This window comes from Brachybacterium rhamnosum, from assembly GCF_039526185.1.
Classification (GTDB): Bacteria; Actinomycetota; Actinomycetes; order Actinomycetales; family Dermabacteraceae; genus Brachybacterium; species Brachybacterium rhamnosum.
On the sequence record NZ_BAAAIS010000003.1, the window covers coordinates 758,073 to 773,313 of the forward strand.

General features: G+C 68.4%; 14 protein-coding genes and 1 tRNA gene. 10 read left to right on the forward strand and 5 right to left on the reverse strand.

Annotation, left to right across the window (positions count from 1 at the left end; translation table 11 throughout):
- Positions 1–57 precede the first annotated feature (57 nt).
- On the forward strand, positions 58–1,959 hold the full coding sequence (gene orn / locus ABD080_RS13645; RefSeq protein WP_137770438.1) for an oligoribonuclease: 1,902 nt from the start codon (positions 58–60) through the stop codon (positions 1,957–1,959).
- A gap of 92 nt (positions 1,960–2,051) precedes the next feature.
- Here orn and ABD080_RS13650 read toward each other — a convergent pair whose 3' ends face one another.
- Complete coding sequence (locus ABD080_RS13650) at positions 2,052–2,405, reverse strand: thiamine-binding protein (protein ID WP_137770437.1); 354 nt, start codon at positions 2,403–2,405, stop codon at positions 2,052–2,054.
- Between the two features lie 145 nt (positions 2,406–2,550).
- Between ABD080_RS13650 and ABD080_RS13655 the strand changes: the two genes are divergently transcribed.
- Positions 2,551–2,626 (forward strand) — tRNA-His (locus ABD080_RS13655).
- 85 nt (positions 2,627–2,711) lie between these two features.
- Here ABD080_RS13655 and ABD080_RS13660 read toward each other — a convergent pair.
- Positions 2,712–2,885: a hypothetical protein gene (locus tag ABD080_RS13660; protein ID WP_168198072.1), complete on the reverse strand. Its 174-nt coding sequence runs from the start codon at positions 2,883–2,885 to the stop codon at positions 2,712–2,714.
- A 259-nt stretch (positions 2,886–3,144) separates the two neighbouring features.
- Here ABD080_RS13660 and ABD080_RS13665 point away from each other — a divergent pair, with 259 nt between their 5' ends.
- Positions 3,145–3,921, forward strand: coding sequence for a GTP pyrophosphokinase (locus tag ABD080_RS13665; protein WP_137770436.1), 777 nt, complete (start codon positions 3,145–3,147; stop codon positions 3,919–3,921).
- A gap of 74 nt (positions 3,922–3,995) precedes the next feature.
- The gene (locus ABD080_RS13670) at positions 3,996–4,697 is read left to right on the forward strand and encodes a Pr6Pr family membrane protein (protein WP_343905656.1); all 702 of its coding nucleotides are present in this window, start codon (positions 3,996–3,998) and stop codon (positions 4,695–4,697) included.
- On the opposite strand, the gene ABD080_RS13675 is transcribed toward ABD080_RS13670, so the two are convergent.
- Both ABD080_RS13675 and ABD080_RS13680 read right to left on the reverse strand, forming a co-directional pair.
- Positions 4,688–5,785: an NADH:flavin oxidoreductase/NADH oxidase gene (locus ABD080_RS13675; RefSeq protein ID WP_343905658.1), complete on the reverse strand. Its 1,098-nt coding sequence runs from the start codon at positions 5,783–5,785 to the stop codon at positions 4,688–4,690. The two genes, ABD080_RS13670 and ABD080_RS13675, sit on opposite strands and share 10 nt — an antisense overlap.
- Positions 5,786–5,973: 188 nt before the next feature.
- Positions 5,974–6,816 carry a PrsW family glutamic-type intramembrane protease gene (locus ABD080_RS13680; protein ID WP_343905660.1) on the reverse strand — a complete coding sequence of 281 codons (843 nt, stop codon included), beginning with the start codon at positions 6,814–6,816 and terminating at the stop codon, positions 5,974–5,976.
- 74 nt (positions 6,817–6,890) lie between these two features.
- Here ABD080_RS13680 and ABD080_RS13685 point away from each other — a divergent pair, with 74 nt between their 5' ends.
- From ABD080_RS13685 to ABD080_RS13710, 6 genes are all read left to right on the forward strand, one after another.
- Positions 6,891–7,673, forward strand: coding sequence for an NAD-dependent epimerase/dehydratase family protein (locus ABD080_RS13685; protein WP_343905662.1), 783 nt, complete (start codon positions 6,891–6,893; stop codon positions 7,671–7,673).
- 496 nt (positions 7,674–8,169) lie between these two features.
- On the forward strand, positions 8,170–9,003 hold the full coding sequence (locus ABD080_RS13690; RefSeq protein ID WP_343905664.1) for a tyrosine-type recombinase/integrase: 834 nt from the start codon (positions 8,170–8,172) through the stop codon (positions 9,001–9,003).
- Positions 9,004–9,052: 49 nt separating this feature from the next.
- Entirely contained in the window at positions 9,053–9,277 is a 225-nt protein-coding gene (locus tag ABD080_RS13695) for a helix-turn-helix domain-containing protein (protein WP_343905666.1), read from the forward strand.
- Positions 9,278–9,517: 240 nt separating this feature from the next.
- On the forward strand, positions 9,518–10,333 hold the full coding sequence (locus tag ABD080_RS13700) for an abortive infection family protein (RefSeq protein ID WP_343905668.1): 816 nt from the start codon (positions 9,518–9,520) through the stop codon (positions 10,331–10,333).
- 145 nt (positions 10,334–10,478) lie between these two features.
- The gene (locus ABD080_RS13705; RefSeq protein ID WP_343905670.1) at positions 10,479–13,232 is read left to right on the forward strand and encodes a DNA methyltransferase; all 2,754 of its coding nucleotides are present in this window, start codon (positions 10,479–10,481) and stop codon (positions 13,230–13,232) included.
- 27 nt (positions 13,233–13,259) lie between these two features.
- Positions 13,260–14,465: an AlbA family DNA-binding domain-containing protein gene (locus ABD080_RS13710; RefSeq protein ID WP_343905672.1), complete on the forward strand. Its 1,206-nt coding sequence runs from the start codon at positions 13,260–13,262 to the stop codon at positions 14,463–14,465.
- 37 nt (positions 14,466–14,502) lie between these two features.
- On the opposite strand, the gene ABD080_RS13715 is transcribed toward ABD080_RS13710, so the two are convergent.
- Entirely contained in the window at positions 14,503–15,138 is a 636-nt protein-coding gene (locus tag ABD080_RS13715) for a recombinase family protein (RefSeq protein ID WP_343905674.1), read from the reverse strand.
- Between the last annotated feature and the right edge of the window lie 103 nt (positions 15,139–15,241).

The window sequence follows — 15,241 nt, forward strand, 5'->3', positions numbered from 1 at the left end:
CGGTTCCGCGAGCAGGGCCCGGCGGGCGGGCCCGTGCTCGGCGTAGGGTAGGCGCTCGTGACCTCCACCAGCGCCCGCGCCGCCTCTGACCGCATCATCTGGGTCGACTGCGAGATGACCGGACTCGACAAGCAGAACGATGCTCTGATCGAGATCGCCGTCCTCGTGACCGACGCCGACCTCAACATCCTCGGCGAGGGGGTGGACGTCGTCGTGAAGCCCCCGGCCGGGGCGCTCGACGGCATGGACCCCTTCGTCGTCACCATGCACACCACCTCCGGGCTCATCGACGAGCTCGACGGCGGCATGAGCATGCGCGAGGCGGAGGAGCTGTGCCTGGCCTACGTCAAGGAGCACTGCCCCGAGCCGGGCAAGGCGCCGCTCGCCGGGAACAGCGTCGGCACCGACCGCGCGTTCCTGGACCGCGACGTGCCGGAGTTCGCGAGCTGGCTCTCCTACCGCACGATCGACGTCTCGAGCCTCAAGGAGCTCGCCAAGCGCTGGTTCCCGCGGGTCTACTACAACGTCCCCAAGAAGCACGGCGGCCACCGGGCGCTCGCGGACATCCGCGAGTCCATCCAGGAGCTCAAGTACTACCGACAGGTGCTGTTCGTCGCCGATCCCGGCCCGACGACCGCCCAGGCGCAGGAGGCCTCCCGCGCCTTCGAGCTGCCCGCCGGCTCCGTCGCCGCCCCCGTCGAGGCCGCGCGCCCGCCGCGCACCCCATGGCTCGACGCCCCGGCCCATCGGACCTGGCTCGAGGGCGAGGGTGACGACCTCCTGCTGTTCGGCTCGGAGTCCGTGCGCGAGGACGGCGGCTTCGCCTGGCTCGACGAGAACGGCGAGCCCGATCTCTCCCGTCCCTCGGAGCTGTGGATCACCTGCCGCATGACGCACTGCTTCTCCCTGGGCCACCTCCTGGGGCGCCCGGACTTCGGCCGCTTCGCCGATCACGGGATCGCCGCCCTGACCGGGGTCTTCCGGGACCGCGAGCACGGCGGCTGGTTCGCCGCCGTCGAGGGCGGCAAGGTCGTCGACGACACCAAGCAGGCCTACGCCCACGCCTTCGTGGTGCTCGCCGCGGCCTCTGCGACCGCCGCCGGCCGGCCCGGCGCCGCCGCGCTCCTGGACGAGGCGCTCGAGGTGCTCGACGCGAAGTTCTTCGACGCCGAGGCCCGCCTCAGCGTCGACACCTTCGACCGCACCTTCACCGATCTCGAGGACTACCGCGGGATCAACGCGAACATGCACACCGTCGAGGCGCTCCTCGCCGCGGCCGACGTCACCGGCGACCGCCGCTGGCTGGACCGCGCCGTCGGCATCGCGACCCGCGCGATCGACGAGTTCGCGCGCGCCAACGACTGGGCGCTGCCGGAGCACTTCGACACCGACTGGAACCCGCTGCTCGAGTACAACGCCGACGAGCCCAACCACCCGTTCCGCCCCTACGGCGCGACGATCGGTCACTGGATCGAGTGGGCGCGGCTCGTGCTGCAGGCCCGCTCCGCGCTCATCGCGGCGGACGGCGAGGCGCCCGAGTGGATGCTCGAGGCGGCGACCGCGCTCATGGAGAAGTCCGCGGCGACCTTCGGACTCGACGGCGCGCCGGGCTTCGTCTACACGGTGGACTGGGACGGGAAGCCCGTCGCCCAGGAGCGCATGCACTGGGTCGCGGCGGAGGCCGTGGGCGCCGCCGCCGTCATGTACCGCGTCACCGGCGACCCGGTGTGGGCCGAGCGCTACGAGCAGTGGTGGGAGTACGTCTCCACGTACCTGCTGGACGCCGAGGGCGGCTCATGGTTCCACGAGCTCGACGCGGACAACGAGGTGCAGGGCGTGACCTGGCCCGGGAAGCCGGACATCTACCACGCCTTCCAGGCCACGATCATCCCGCGCCTGCCGGTCGCCCCGGCGATGGCGGAGGCGCTGCGCGAGGGGCTCCTGGACAGCCAGGTCTGAGGGAAGCGACCCCGACGCCGACGGGCCCGGGGAGCGACGCCGACACGGCGATCTCCCCGGGCCCGTCCGCGCACCGGGAGGAGGCGCGGGGTTCAGCCCCGCTCGAGCCGCTCCACGGCCGCGTCGAGGCGCTCGATCTTGCCGTCGAGCTCGCCGGCGTCGTGGCCGGGACGGATGTCCGCCTTGAGCACGAGGGAGATCCGGGAGCCGTAGCGGCCGGCCTCGAAGGTGGCGGCCTTCACCACGGCCATCACCTCGTCCCACTCCCCCTCGATCTCGGTGAACATCGAGCTGGTGCGGGTGGGCAGGCCCGAGTCGCGGACCACGCGCACGGCGGCGGCGACCGCGTCGTGCACGCTCGCGGCATCCGCCCCCTCGCCGAGCGTGCGCTCGAGATGAGGGTCGGAGGGGGTGCCGGTGGGCTGGACGGAGAAGGCGACGATCATGCCTGCAGTCTCCTCCACGGGGCGCCCGGGCGGGGCCCCCGCCCGGATGGGGCGCGTCTCACACCACGAATCCCGCTCCGTGGTGCGGAGATCCGCTCCGAGGACGGTATGCTCGGTTCTCGTTGCGGAGCTCGCTCCGCACATGGTGGTCGTAGCTCAGTTGGTAGAGCTCCTGGTTGTGGTCCAGGCGGTCGCGGGTTCAAATCCCGTCGATCACCCCAAGAAACGCCCTGGCGACAGGGCGTTTTTCATGTCTGCGCGCCCCTGTCCCGCCCCGCGGTCACCGAGGGGCACCGCGGTCCCTCCTCATGCGGCGTCCCAGCCGCCCGGGTCCTGGCTCTCCTCGCCGACCTCGTCGCGCCACCACGTGGAGGCACGAGGACCGCGCGTGACCAGGCCGAGCTCGAGCTCCGCCTGTCGGGCGTCGACCCGCTCGCGCACCTGATGGGCCCACAGCGCGTACCGCTCCTTCGTGCTCATGCCCGTGAGTCTGCCGCCCGGGTCCGACGCACGAGCCGCCCGTGCGGTCCCCCAGCGCGCGAGGACAGAGCGCCGATCGCACGACGGTCGGGGCGCTCAGCCGGACGAGCACCTCGAGGCGGCGCTCCGGGTGCTGCGCATCATGCTGGCCGCCCTCGGCGACGTGGAGCGCGGCTGATCACTGCGCGAGGACGCCCGGGCGTCTGCCAGCTCCCCGTGTCACCATCGATCCTCCTGCACCCGACGGAAGGACCCTGCGATGACCGCGACGCCTGGAGACGCCGACGTCCCCGACCGGGTGCGGGACATGGTGGCGGCGCGCCAGCAGCAGCTCGCGACCGTCGGCGCGGACCCGCAGGCGCTCGCGGAGCAGCTCCGCCAGGTGTTCGAGGAGTTCACCGAGCTGCGGATGCACTACCAGTTCGGGATCGACGAGGTCCTGACAAAGGTGGAGATCCTCCGCAAGGAGTTCGAGCAGATGCACGACTACTCCCCCATCGAGCACGTGCGCACCCGGCTGAAGTCCGTGGAGTCCCTCGTCGAGAAGGCGCTGCGCACTGAGGGGGAGATGACCGTGCGGGCGATCCGGGAGCGGATCCACGACATCGCGGGGATCCGCATCACCTGCAGCTTCGTCTCCGACGCCTACTGGGTCGCGGAGATGCTCGCCGCGCAGGGCGATCTCGAGGTGCTCACCGTCAAGGACTACATCGCCTCCCCGAAGGCCAACGGCTACCGCTCCCTGCACCTCATCGTGCGGGTGCCCGTGTACCTCTCCACGCACGTCGAGCAGGTCCCCGTGGAGCTGCAGATCCGCACGATCGCCATGGACTTCTGGGCGAGCGTGGAGCACAAGCTCTCCTACAAGTACGAGCGGAACCTGCCGCCCGAGCTGCGCGCGGAGCTCGACGACGCCGCCCGGGTCGCCGACGACCTCGACGCCCGCATGGAACGGCTGCGCGGGGAGATCCGCCCCATGCCCGTCCACGAGGGCAGTCTGTTCGCCCAGCGGCCCGCACCGCCCGCGGAGGGCTGAGCACCGCGGCCCCGTCGGCTGGTCTCCCCCGCACGGGGGTTGTCGGCCCCGCGGGCGCCGGGGATCATGAGCCGATGCAGACCCCGGCTCCGTGGACGAGCACCCTCGCCCTGATGCTGCGCCTCGCGCTCGCCGCGGTGGTCCTCGCGGCGCTGACCTCCGATGCGGTGCACGCGGCCCGCGACGGGCTGCTCGCGCAGGACGTCTCCTACTTCACCAACCAGAGCAACGCCATGCTCGTGGTGCTCGCGGTGGCGACGGCGTGGATGGCGGTGCTCCCCCGCCGCATCGACGACCTGCGCGGTGCGGTCGCCTTCTACCTCGTGATGACCGGGCTCGTGTACGCACTGCTCGTGGCACCGCTCTCCGAGCTGGGGCGCTGGGACATCGGCTGGCAGGGCATCGTGCTGCACCGCCTCGCCCCGCTCGCCGCGCTCGCCGACTGGCTGCTGACCCCGCGGCGCGGCCCGGCCCGTCGCACCCGGATCCTGTGGTGGCTGGTCTATCCGCTCGCCTATCTGGCGCTCACCTGGATCCGCGGCGCGATCACGGGCTGGTACCCCTACGCCTTCCTGGACCCGACCGTCGCCGGCTGGGGTCCGGTGCTGGTGACGGTCCTCGTGGTGCTCGCCGCCTTCGTCGCCGTCGGCACGCTCATGCACCTGATCGGCGGGAGGCTCGCGCGGGGCGCGGGTGAGCCGGATCGGCGCACCCGCGCCCGCACGCGTGGGCATCGCTCCGCGAGCGAGGTGGGTCCGGGGCCCGCTCAGCCCTGACGCAGCTGCTGCCGGTAGGCGCGGCGGTACTGCGGCGGGATGATCTCGGCGTCGCCGTGCAGCGCGATCACGGCATGGAGAGCCCAGGCGGGGTCGCGGAGGAAGGCGCGACCCACACGGACCACCTCGGCCTGGCCGGTGACGAGCACGTGCTCGGCCTGGAAGGGCTCGTCGATCATGCCGACCGCGGAGATCGGCACGTCCGTGTGCGCGCTGAGGTGCGCGGCGAGCGGGGCCTGGTAGCCGGGGCCGACCGGGATCGTGGCGGGCACGTTGCCGCCGGAGGAGACGTCGACCATGTCCACGCCGTGCTCGCCGAGCCAGGTGACGACCTGGGTGGTCTCCTCGAGGTCGAAGCCGCCGTCGGTCCACTCGGTCCCGGAGAGCCGTGCGAGCAGCGGCATGCCCTCGGGGATCCGCGCGCGGACGGCGTCGACGACGCGCAGCATCAGCTTCGCGCGCCCGGCGAGGTCGCCCCCGTAGGAGTCGGTCCGGCGGTTGCTCAGCGGCGACAGGAACTCGTGGAGCAGGTAGCCGTGGGCGCCGTGGATCTCGAGGAGGTCGAAGCCCGCCTCGACGGCGCGCTCGGCGGCGGCCACGAAGGCGTCGACGACGCGGTCGATCCCGGCCTCGTCGAGGGCGACGGGATCGGCGAGCCCCTCGTAGGGCACCGCGGAGGGCGCCAGCGTGGTCCAGCCGCCCTCGGACTCCGGGAGCGACTGGCCGGGGCGGCCGGTCCCCCACTCGGCGCCGGTGGAGGCCTTGCGACCGGCGTGCGCGAGCTGGATGCCGGCGACGGCGCCCTGCTCGTGGACGAGCTCGACGACGGGCCGGAGGGCGTCGCGCTGCGCGTCGTCCCAGAGGCCGAGGTCGGTCGGCGAGATGCGGCCCTCGGGGACGACGGCGGTGGCCTCGACGATCACGGCGCCCGCCCCGCCGCGGGCGAAGGAGCCGTAATGCATGAGGTGCCAGGGGGTGACGACGCCGTCGCGGCCGGTGGCGGAGTACTGGCACATGGGCGGGACCCAGATGCGGTTGCGCACCGTGAGGTCGCGCAGGGTGATCGGGGACAGCAGCTGAGAGGGCACCGGAGGGGTCTCCTTCGCACGAGGGGATGTTCCGGCCCGCTCGGGAGCGGGCCCACCGGGCCAACTCGTTGCGTGCGCGCTTTATTTCTTCCTGCTCCATTGCAGCGCGCAGGTGTCGGACCCGTCACATCGTGGTGCGGACCATCCGGACATCCCGCCCGCCCGGACCCCAGCGCGATGTCCGTGGGTCAGATCGGGGCCACGCCGCCGGGACGTGCGGCGGACGACGCGTCGACCGTCGTCGCCCGAGCGACCGCCGCCCGCACGTGCGCGCGGTGCGCCCGCAGTGTGAGCACGAGCAGCGCGCCGACGCTCACCACGCCGATCACCACGTGCACCGCCATGCTGGAGGTCGCGTCCCAGGCGGTGTGCAGCACGATCGCCGCGACATAGGTCGCCGCGAGCTCGAGGACCGCGAGCACCTTGCGCGAGGAGGCCACGAGATGCCACAGGGCCGCGCAGATCGCCCCGGTCCACGCCACATGGCCCGCCGGGACGAGCACGCCCCGCAGGATGAGCGTCGCGTCCAGCTGGGCGAGGCCCCCGCCCCTCTCCAGGAGCGCGTTGAAGCCGTAGCCCATCGTCTCGAGCACCGCGAAGCCGGTTCCCGCGGCGATCCCCACGACGATCCCGCCGCCGCGGGTGGTGCGGTGCGCGGTCGCGAGCACCACGAGCGGCACCACGAGCTTCGCGGTCTCCTCGATGACCCCCACGAGCAGGATCGACTCCCGGCCCAGGAGCGCCCCCGCGATCGACTCCTCGAGCCCCGCGATCGTGATGCCGACGAGCCCGGCGAGCACGACCGTGACGAGCACGACGGGGGTGGGCACGAGAGCGCCGGCCCGGCTGGACTGGGCGAACAGCAGCACCGTGAGCGGGACCGTCGCCGCGCCGACCAGCAGGACGCTCGGGAGCATCGTCGAGTTCCGGGTGAGCAGCATGACGACGAAGAGCACGACGTAGGCGACCACCCCCACCACCAGGGCGGCGATCCACGAGAAGCGGTAGTACCACGGGTAGGCGGTCGGCATGGCGGGTTCCCTTCGACTCGATGAGGATCAGTATGCGTGTTGCCCAGGTCACCCGGGGGCGGGATCATCGGGGCATGAACGATCGACGTCGCGTCCTCATCACCGGAGCCACCGGAGGCGTGGGCCTCCACCTCGTCCAGGAACTGGGCCAGGAGTACGACCTGATCCAGCACGGCCGCACCCCGCGCACCCCCGAGCAGGAGGGCGCCCTGCACACGGCCGACATCTCCGCCTACCCCGAGGTGCTCGCCCTCATGGACGGCGTGGACACCGTCGTCCACCTCGCGGGCGCCGCCTCCCCGGAGTCCACCTGGGACGACGTGCTGGGCGCGAACATCGTGGGCACCCGCAACGTCCTCGAGGCCGCCCGCGAGGCCGGCGTGCGCCGCGTGGTCCTCGCCTCCTCGAACCATGCGATGGGCATGTACGACCGCCTCGAGCAGTGGCCCGTCTACCCGGACACGCTCCCCCGCGCCGACTCGCTCTACGGCGTCTCGAAGATCTTCGGCGAGGCGCTGGGCCGCTTCTACCACGACGAGCACGGCCTCGACGTGATCTCCCTGCGCATCGGCTGGGTCACCGAGGACCCGCTCGAGGCGGAGGAGGACGTGCTGCGCGCGATGTGGCTGAGCCCCGGGGACTGCGTGCGCGTGGTGCGCCGCGCGATCGAGGCGGAGAGCACCTTCGGCCTCTATTACGCGATCTCCGACAACCCCAACCGCCGCTGGTCGATGACCAACACGACGCTCGAGCTCGGGTACCGGCCGCAGGACTCGTGGGTGGACCTCCCGGGCGCCCGCGAGCACGTCGTCGAGGGCGGGGCCGACGTCCCCGACACCTGGCCCGCCGGGTCCTGACCACCACGCCCCGCACCAGACCTGACTGGCCCACCCCGACCCGAGGGCCGATGGTCCCCTGGGGCATGTCCGTTTGCGCGCTGGGGTTCCACAACGGGAACTCAGCCGCGCAAACGGACATGGATCCGGGATGCCAGTCACCGGGCCGGGCGACGCCGGGCACCGGGCCGGATCGTCGGCCGACATGACCCGGGAACGACGAAGCCCCTCGGTCTCTCGACCGAGGGGCTTCACATCGGGTGCGCCATCAGGGACTCGAACCCCGGACCCGCTGATTAAGAGTCTCGAGCCGCGCACCTCGGGGTCTCTGATCGAAGTCGACTTCGGCAAAGCCCGAGGTCGATGCACCATGGTTGGGTGACTCTTGGATGATTCCTCTGGCGGAGCAGGCGCTGTAGCGGCGCCCCTGCGCCTTCTTTCCTCCACAGGCCCCAGTTGTCCCCAAAACATCGGCGCCGCTCGAAACCCGACAGAGCTGTCGGGCAACGTGGAAGCTATGGACGTCATCGCACAACTCCCTCTCTGGACCGCTTGGCTTCGTGCCTCAGAGCGCTCCGAGACGACTGTGCGACTGCGCGAGTACCACGTGCGGCGCTACTTGAATGGTGTGCCTGCTGAGACGGATCCCCTAGATCTTGAGTGGCTTGTCGCCTATCTCGCGAATCCGCGCTGGAAGGCCGCAACCCGACGGAGCGCCCGCACCTCCCTGCGGATATGGACGACGTGGCTCCATCGCACCGGCAGGATTCTCGCAGATCCACTTGCGCTCATCCCGCCCGCCCGTGCTCCCAAGTCTGTCCCCAGGCCGTGTCCAGACCCGATCATCCGAAAGGCACTCCTCAGTTCGAGCACGAGGGTGCAAGCGATGATCACTCTCGCAGCCGAAGCGGGGCTACGGCGTGGCGAGATCGCAGTGGTCTCCCGCTCGGATGTCATTGAAGAGCGCACTGGATCGTCCCTCATCGTTCACGGCAAGGGTCGACGCGAACGCACCGTGCCCTTAACTCAGGCCGCAGCCGACGCCGTCGCACGACAGTTCCACGATGTCTCTCCTGAACTCCCCTGGCTCTTCCCGTCAATGGGGCGCTATGCCGATGCACACCTCCAGCCGATAAGGGTTGGCGAGCTCGTCAACGAGGCTCTCTCAGGCCACTGGAGTGCACATACCTTGCGCCACCGCTTCGCAACCGAGGCATACAGGAGCTCCCGAGATCTCCTCTTGGTTCAGACGCTCATGGGCCACTCGAAGCCTGAGACCACAGCCATCTACGTCGGCCTGGACACCGCCCAAGCGCGGTCAGTCGTCAACGGAATCAGCTTGGTTGCGTAGACCAGCCTGGTCACGTAAAAGAGCCCGCTCATTGAAGAAAGGTCAGATGATGTCTAGTCAAGCCCGGGTCCTGGAGCGCCGGTTCATCACTCTCGAAGGCGTACGTGAGGTCCTCTCCATCAGCGCCGCGCAGGCGTACGCCCTCGTTCGGTCGGGCGAGCTCCGCGCGATCCGAGTCGGACGGCGGGGACAGTGGCGCATCGAGAATGCTGAGCTCGAGGCGTACATCCTGCGGTCTTACCATTCGCCGCGGGCACGCGACCAGCACGCATAACTTCTGTGCGCACTGAACACTCGGGCCCCCTGGGCCTGGAGCAGTGGGAAGATCCGGACTCGAGGTGCGCCTGCGGGGTAGCGACGGAGGCCGTCATAGCCTCTCGTGGAGTCTGCCCGATGAACACACCCGTGATGGACGCTGAAGCCCGTTGCCCCGGCGGTGCAAGTCTGCTACCGGTTCGTCCTATTGACGCGAGTCGGACAGCAGCAAGAGCGGCGCGCACGAGACACTGGGAGGATGACACCGTCTTGGACGTTCGAAGTAGCCCACGCCCTCCGGTTGCTGATGGAGGACTCGTGGTACCCGTCGCATACCGGGCTCGACGACATACTCTCTCGGCGAAGCATCAATGTTCCGCGGGCTGATGATCGTGGGGAAAACCTGAATAAGCCCCGCCGGCTACGCGCGGCCTTCGAAGCGGCAGAAACTCAAGGCGAGGACGCCGTCAAATGGCTCGTGAACGACATTGTCGAGGAGATGCGCTTCCAAAACGTGTTCGCCCACCCTGCCCCAGGGCGACTCGAGCTTATTGAGAAGTTGCGCACCGCACTTGCTGCCGCTGGGGCGACCCTGGACGTCGATGGGCGTATCCAGTCGAAATTCGTGGGCCCAGATATCGCCGCAGGGGGCCGCAATACAGTCGATCGCCTACAAGCGCTACTCCGCAAGGATGATCTAGATCCAGGCTCGATTCTTGGCACATCTAAGGACCTGCTCGAAGCAACAGCGAAGCATCTGCTGCACGAGTACGATCCCGACGCCCGTCCGGGCGACATGCCGGGGATCGTGCCGCAGGCGATGAGAGCTGCCGGCCTGGCAACGAAGCCTAGCGAGATCGCCAGCCCAAACGCGAAGGCGATCGCTGGGCTACGAGACCAGGTAGTTAAGACAGCGGCGGCTGTCGCCCCGTTGCGTAACAAGGGTGGGGACGGACACGGGCACCTCGAACCCACAGACGTCAGTCCGCAGCTCGCCGACTACATCCGGCACCTGACACTCGCTGCGGTCGCCTACCTGCTCTCCTCCGTCGACGGGAGCCCACACGAGATCTAGCAGAACCGCCGATGCACGCGTACGTGCGGATGCGATCGCTAGATGTCGGTGTCTGTGACAGCTCGCTGGCGGCATCGAGGTCATCCTGGCAGTGCCGACTGGGAAAGAGTGCCTTGTGCCCGGAGAAACCTGCGAACATGTGTCCATGAGCCAGAAGCCCCTCGTGCTGCCCGACATCCGCTCTCGTGCTGGAGCGTTCGTCGCGCAGTGGCGCGACGCGGAGGGGTACGAGCGGGGTGAGGCCCAGTCCTTCGTCCGGGACCTGCTGCGGGTCTTCGGCATCACCCGCTCGGGCGCGGCGCTGTACGAGAAGCGTGCCCAGCGTGCCTCCACCGGCGGTCAGGGCTACATCGACGCGCTGATCTCCGGCACCGCCCTGATCGAAATGAAGTCAACCGGCGCCGACCTCGCCAAAGCCGAGGCCCAGGCGCTGGACTACATGGAGTCCCTGACCGAGCATGAGCGGCCCGACTTCGTCATCACCAGCGACTTCAAGCGCTTCCGGCTGCTGGATCTTGCCGCGGACTCGCCTGAGACTGAGCTGCTGGAGTTCCCGCTCGAGGAGCTGCCCGCGCACGTCGAGGATCTGATGTTTCTCGCCGGCTACCGGCGTGCGAAGTTCGGCTCCCTCGAGCAGGAGACCGCCTCGATCAAGGCCGCGCAGCTGATGGCCAAGCTGTACGAGCACCTCGAGGCCACCGGGTACGACGAGCACCAGGCCTCGATCTTCCTGATCCGCACCCTGTTCTGCCTGTACGCCGACGACTCCGGCCTCTGGGAGCGCGACCTGTTCTCCCGGTACATCGAAGAGCGCACCAGCGAAGACGGCTCCGACCTCGGCGCGCAGCTGACCACGCTCTACCAGGCCCTGAACAAGCCCGAGGACAAGCGGTACGGGCGCGACGACGACCTGATCCAGGCGTTCCCCTACGTCAACGGCTCCGTGTTCGGTGAGGCCGTGGAGATCCCCTACTTCGACCGGGCCTCCCGCGAGCTGCTGCTGCAGGCCGCGTACTTCAACTGGTCCAGCATCTCCCCCGCGATCTTCGGCTCCCTGTTCCAGGCCGTGAAGTCGAAGAAGGCGCGCCGCGAGCTGGGCGAGCACTACACGACCGAGACCAACATCCTCAAGCTCATCCGCCCCCTGTTCCTCGACGAGCTCGAGGACCAGTTCACCAAGGCGCACGCCAAGAAGCGCGAGCTGGAGAAACTGCTCGAACATCTGGGGTCGCTGTCGTTCCTGGACCCGGCCTGCGGGTGCGGGAACTTCCTGATCATCGCCTACCGGGAGCTGCGAGGCCTTGAGTTGCGCATCCACGAGCGCCTCCAGCAGCTCGACCCGTCGCGCGCGCAGCTGTCCTTGGATGCCGGTGATCGCGTTCACGTGAAGCTGTCACAGTTCCATGGGATCGAGCTCGAGGAGTGGCCGGCCACCATCGCCCGCACCGCAATGTTCCTGGTCGAGCACCAGGCCAACCAGGCCGTGAACCTCACCCTCGGCTACGCGGTACCGATGCTGCCCTTGCAGGACTCTGCTCGGGTCACGGTTGGCAACGCGCTGCGCTGCGACTGGGCCGCCATCTTGCCTGCCACGCCGAGGACGTACGTGATGGGAAACCCCCCATTCCTCGGACACGCAACCCGCACCCCCGATCAGGCGCAGGACCTGCGCGACGTCTGGCAACGCAAGGACATCGGGCGCCTCGACTACGTGACCGGCTGGTACCGCAAAGCCCTCGACTTCTTCGGCGACGTGGCCGGCCGCTTCGCCTTCGTCTCGACGAACTCGACCACCCAGGGAGAACCCGTCCCCGCACTCTTCGGCCCGATCTTCCGGGCCGGCTGGCGCATCCGCTTCGCACACCGCACTTTCGCCTGGACCAGCGAAGCCCCCGGCGCCGCGTCGGTCTACTGCACCATCGTCGGTTTCGATCGAGACACCAAGCCCGCGCCGCGGCTCTTCACCTACGAATCGGTGAAAGCCGAGCCCACCGAGATCCCGGCATCGTCGATCAACGCCTACCTCGTGGACGGTCCCAACGTCCTGGTCGAGCAACGCCGAACGCCGCTGAGCCCCCAGCTGCCTCCGGCATCGATGGGAAGCATGCCCCGGGACGGAGGGCATCTGATCATCGAGAGGGATGAATACGAGCGAGTCGCCGCCGATCCCATCGCCGCGAAGTACATCAGGCAGTTCATGATGGGCAAGGAACTCATCCATGATCTGCCTCGCTGGTGTTTGTGGCTCGTCGACCTCGACCCCGCCGACGTGAAGAAGTCCCCTGTCCTCACCGAGAGAATCGCTGCTGTCCGGGCGTTCCGGCAGGCAAGCTCTGCCGCCTCGACCCGCGCAATGGCCGCCACCGCGCACCTCTTCGGACAGAGGTCCCAACCGGACGTTGAGTATCTGGGGATCCCCAAGATCTTCAGCGAGACTCGCCCATGGGTGACCGCTTCCAGACTGTCTCCCAACGTCATCGCCGGCGACAAGGTCTACAAGTGCGAGGATCCCGATGGCTTCGCTTTCGCAATCATCAGCAGCTCCATGTTCATCACCTGGCAGAAATCCGTTGGCGGCCGCATCAAGAACGATCCAGCATTCTCGAACACGCTGACCTGGAACAGCTTCCCGCTTCCCAAGGTTAGCGACACAGAGCGCCAGTCGATCATCGAAGCCGGCGCCCGCATCCTCGAGGCGCGAGCGAAGCATCCGGAGCGCACACTTGCTCAGCACTACGCCGAAGGCTTCATGGACCCCGACTTGCTCAAAGCCCATGCGGCACTGGACCGAGTCGTTGATCGGCAGTTCTCCCCTCAACGCAGGTGCGGAACGAACGAGCGTCGCGCGCAGCTGCTCTTCGAGCGTTACGCCCAGCTCACTACCAGCAAGCAGTACTGACCCACTCACTGACCCGGAGGTCCCACGGTGCAGCACTATCTCGGTCCCGGACGGCCGCTCACGTTTCTTGACACCTGGGACAAGGTGCGCGCGGCTGCCGAAGGAGGCCTGCTCGAGGAGAATCAGTGGTGCGAGCTGAAGGAGGCGATTGGCCCGTCTACTAAGGCCGTCAACACGGAGCTGGCCCGCGACATCGCCGCTCTCAGCGTCCACGGCGGAGTTCTCATCTTCGGCGTGAAGGACAAGACCTACGAGGTCGTGGGGTGCGAAACCGGCGGTATGCGAGATCGAATCTCCCAGGTGGCGGCAACAAGGATCTCCCCTCCCCTCGTGCCAGTGGTCCTGGATGACGTCGAAGGCCCCGACGGCCGCAATGTCCTCATTGTCTCGGTGCCGCCATCACCGCTCGCGCCACACATGGTGGACGAGCGGTACTACGGGCGCTCGGCCGACGGGAAGCGAGTGCTCTCTGATCCAGAAGTACGAACCCTCATTCTCGCTCGGGACCAGCGCACCCACGGCTTCGTCGAGCGCCTCCAGGGACTCGCGCTGAACGACCCGATCGACCAGCTGATAGAGGGCGCTCCCACCGGCCACGGCCACGCGTTCTTCCTCGCAGAACCCTGCTCTCCCGTCCCATCTGAACCACTCTCCCAGGAAGGACTCACCTCGATCCTCGTGAACCTGGACAACGGTCGACGGAGCTGGTCGACTCTCCTCCGCGGATGCCTGCACACCGCGAACGACCCCGACGGTCTGAGTCTCCGCACCAGCTACGACAAGGTACGGCCGGAATACGAGCATCGAGAGGCTCAGATCGGCCTGCACGACGACCTCACGATCAGCGCGGTAAGCGGTGGCGCAACACGGATAATTGAGCGTGCGCCTGGAAGTGTCCAGCACGTGGCGCTAACGGGAACAATGGCCCTGTTCGGCGCTCAGTTCCTCGAAACACTTCGCAAGATATCCCTGGCCCAGGGATATCAGGGGCAGTGGCGTGTCGGTGTGCACCTAAATCATCTGCGTGGGGCTAGCGCTATTGAAGATGCCTTCTCTGGGAGAGCGCCGCAGTTTCCACGCGACTTCTCTACACATCACCTGGTCATTCAACCGACGGCATGGGAAGATCCGCAGACTCAGATCGAGGCTCACGTGCTGGAGTTACTCGCCAAGTACCTGAGAGGGCTGGGGCGTAGCGGTTGGTCGTACAACCAGCTCCTCCAGCAGGCGTAGAGGGTGCATTTGCGAGGATCCACCCGTCTGAATCTAGTCAAGCACCTGGTAGCAGCGGCGACGTCCCGAGGTAGCGGTACAGCGTGGATCGGCTGATGCCGTGCTCACGGGCGATTTGGGCTTTGGGTGTGCCGGCGAGGGCGGCGTTGCGGACGGAGCGGATCTGCTCGCTCTCGAGGCTGCGAGGCCGGCCCTTGTAGGCGCCGCGCTTCTTCGCGGCGGCGATGCCCTCGGCCTGGCGCTGACGGATGAGCTCGCGCTCGAACTGCGCGAAGGCGCCCATCATGTTCAGCTGAAACGCCGCCATGGGGTCCGCGTGCCCGGGCTCGAAGGTGAGCCGCTCTTTGAGGAACTCGATGCTTGCACCCTTCCTGGGGCGCTGCTCGGTGTGCTCGGCGGGGTCGCCGGTGATCTGCTGGACGATGTCGTTCAGGTCGATGACTGAGCGGGCCAGGCGGTCCATGGACGCGACGACGACGTGGTCGCCGCGGCGGACGTGCCGGATGAGCGCCTGCAGCTGCGGGCGGTCGGTCGCGCTCTTGCCGGACTGCTTCTCGGTGAAGGTCTGGTCGCACTCCCCCACCGCCTCGAGCTGCCGTGCGAGGTTCTGGCCGGCCGATGACACCCGGAGGTACGCGACGCGCTGCCCCGGGGCCCGATGTGTTCCATTCACATCTAAGAGCCTAGCCGAGACATGCGCCAAAAAGCCGGACTGGACCTTTTGATACAGCGGCGATGTCTGGGCGGCGGGTGTCGCGTTTGGGTATACCCAATTG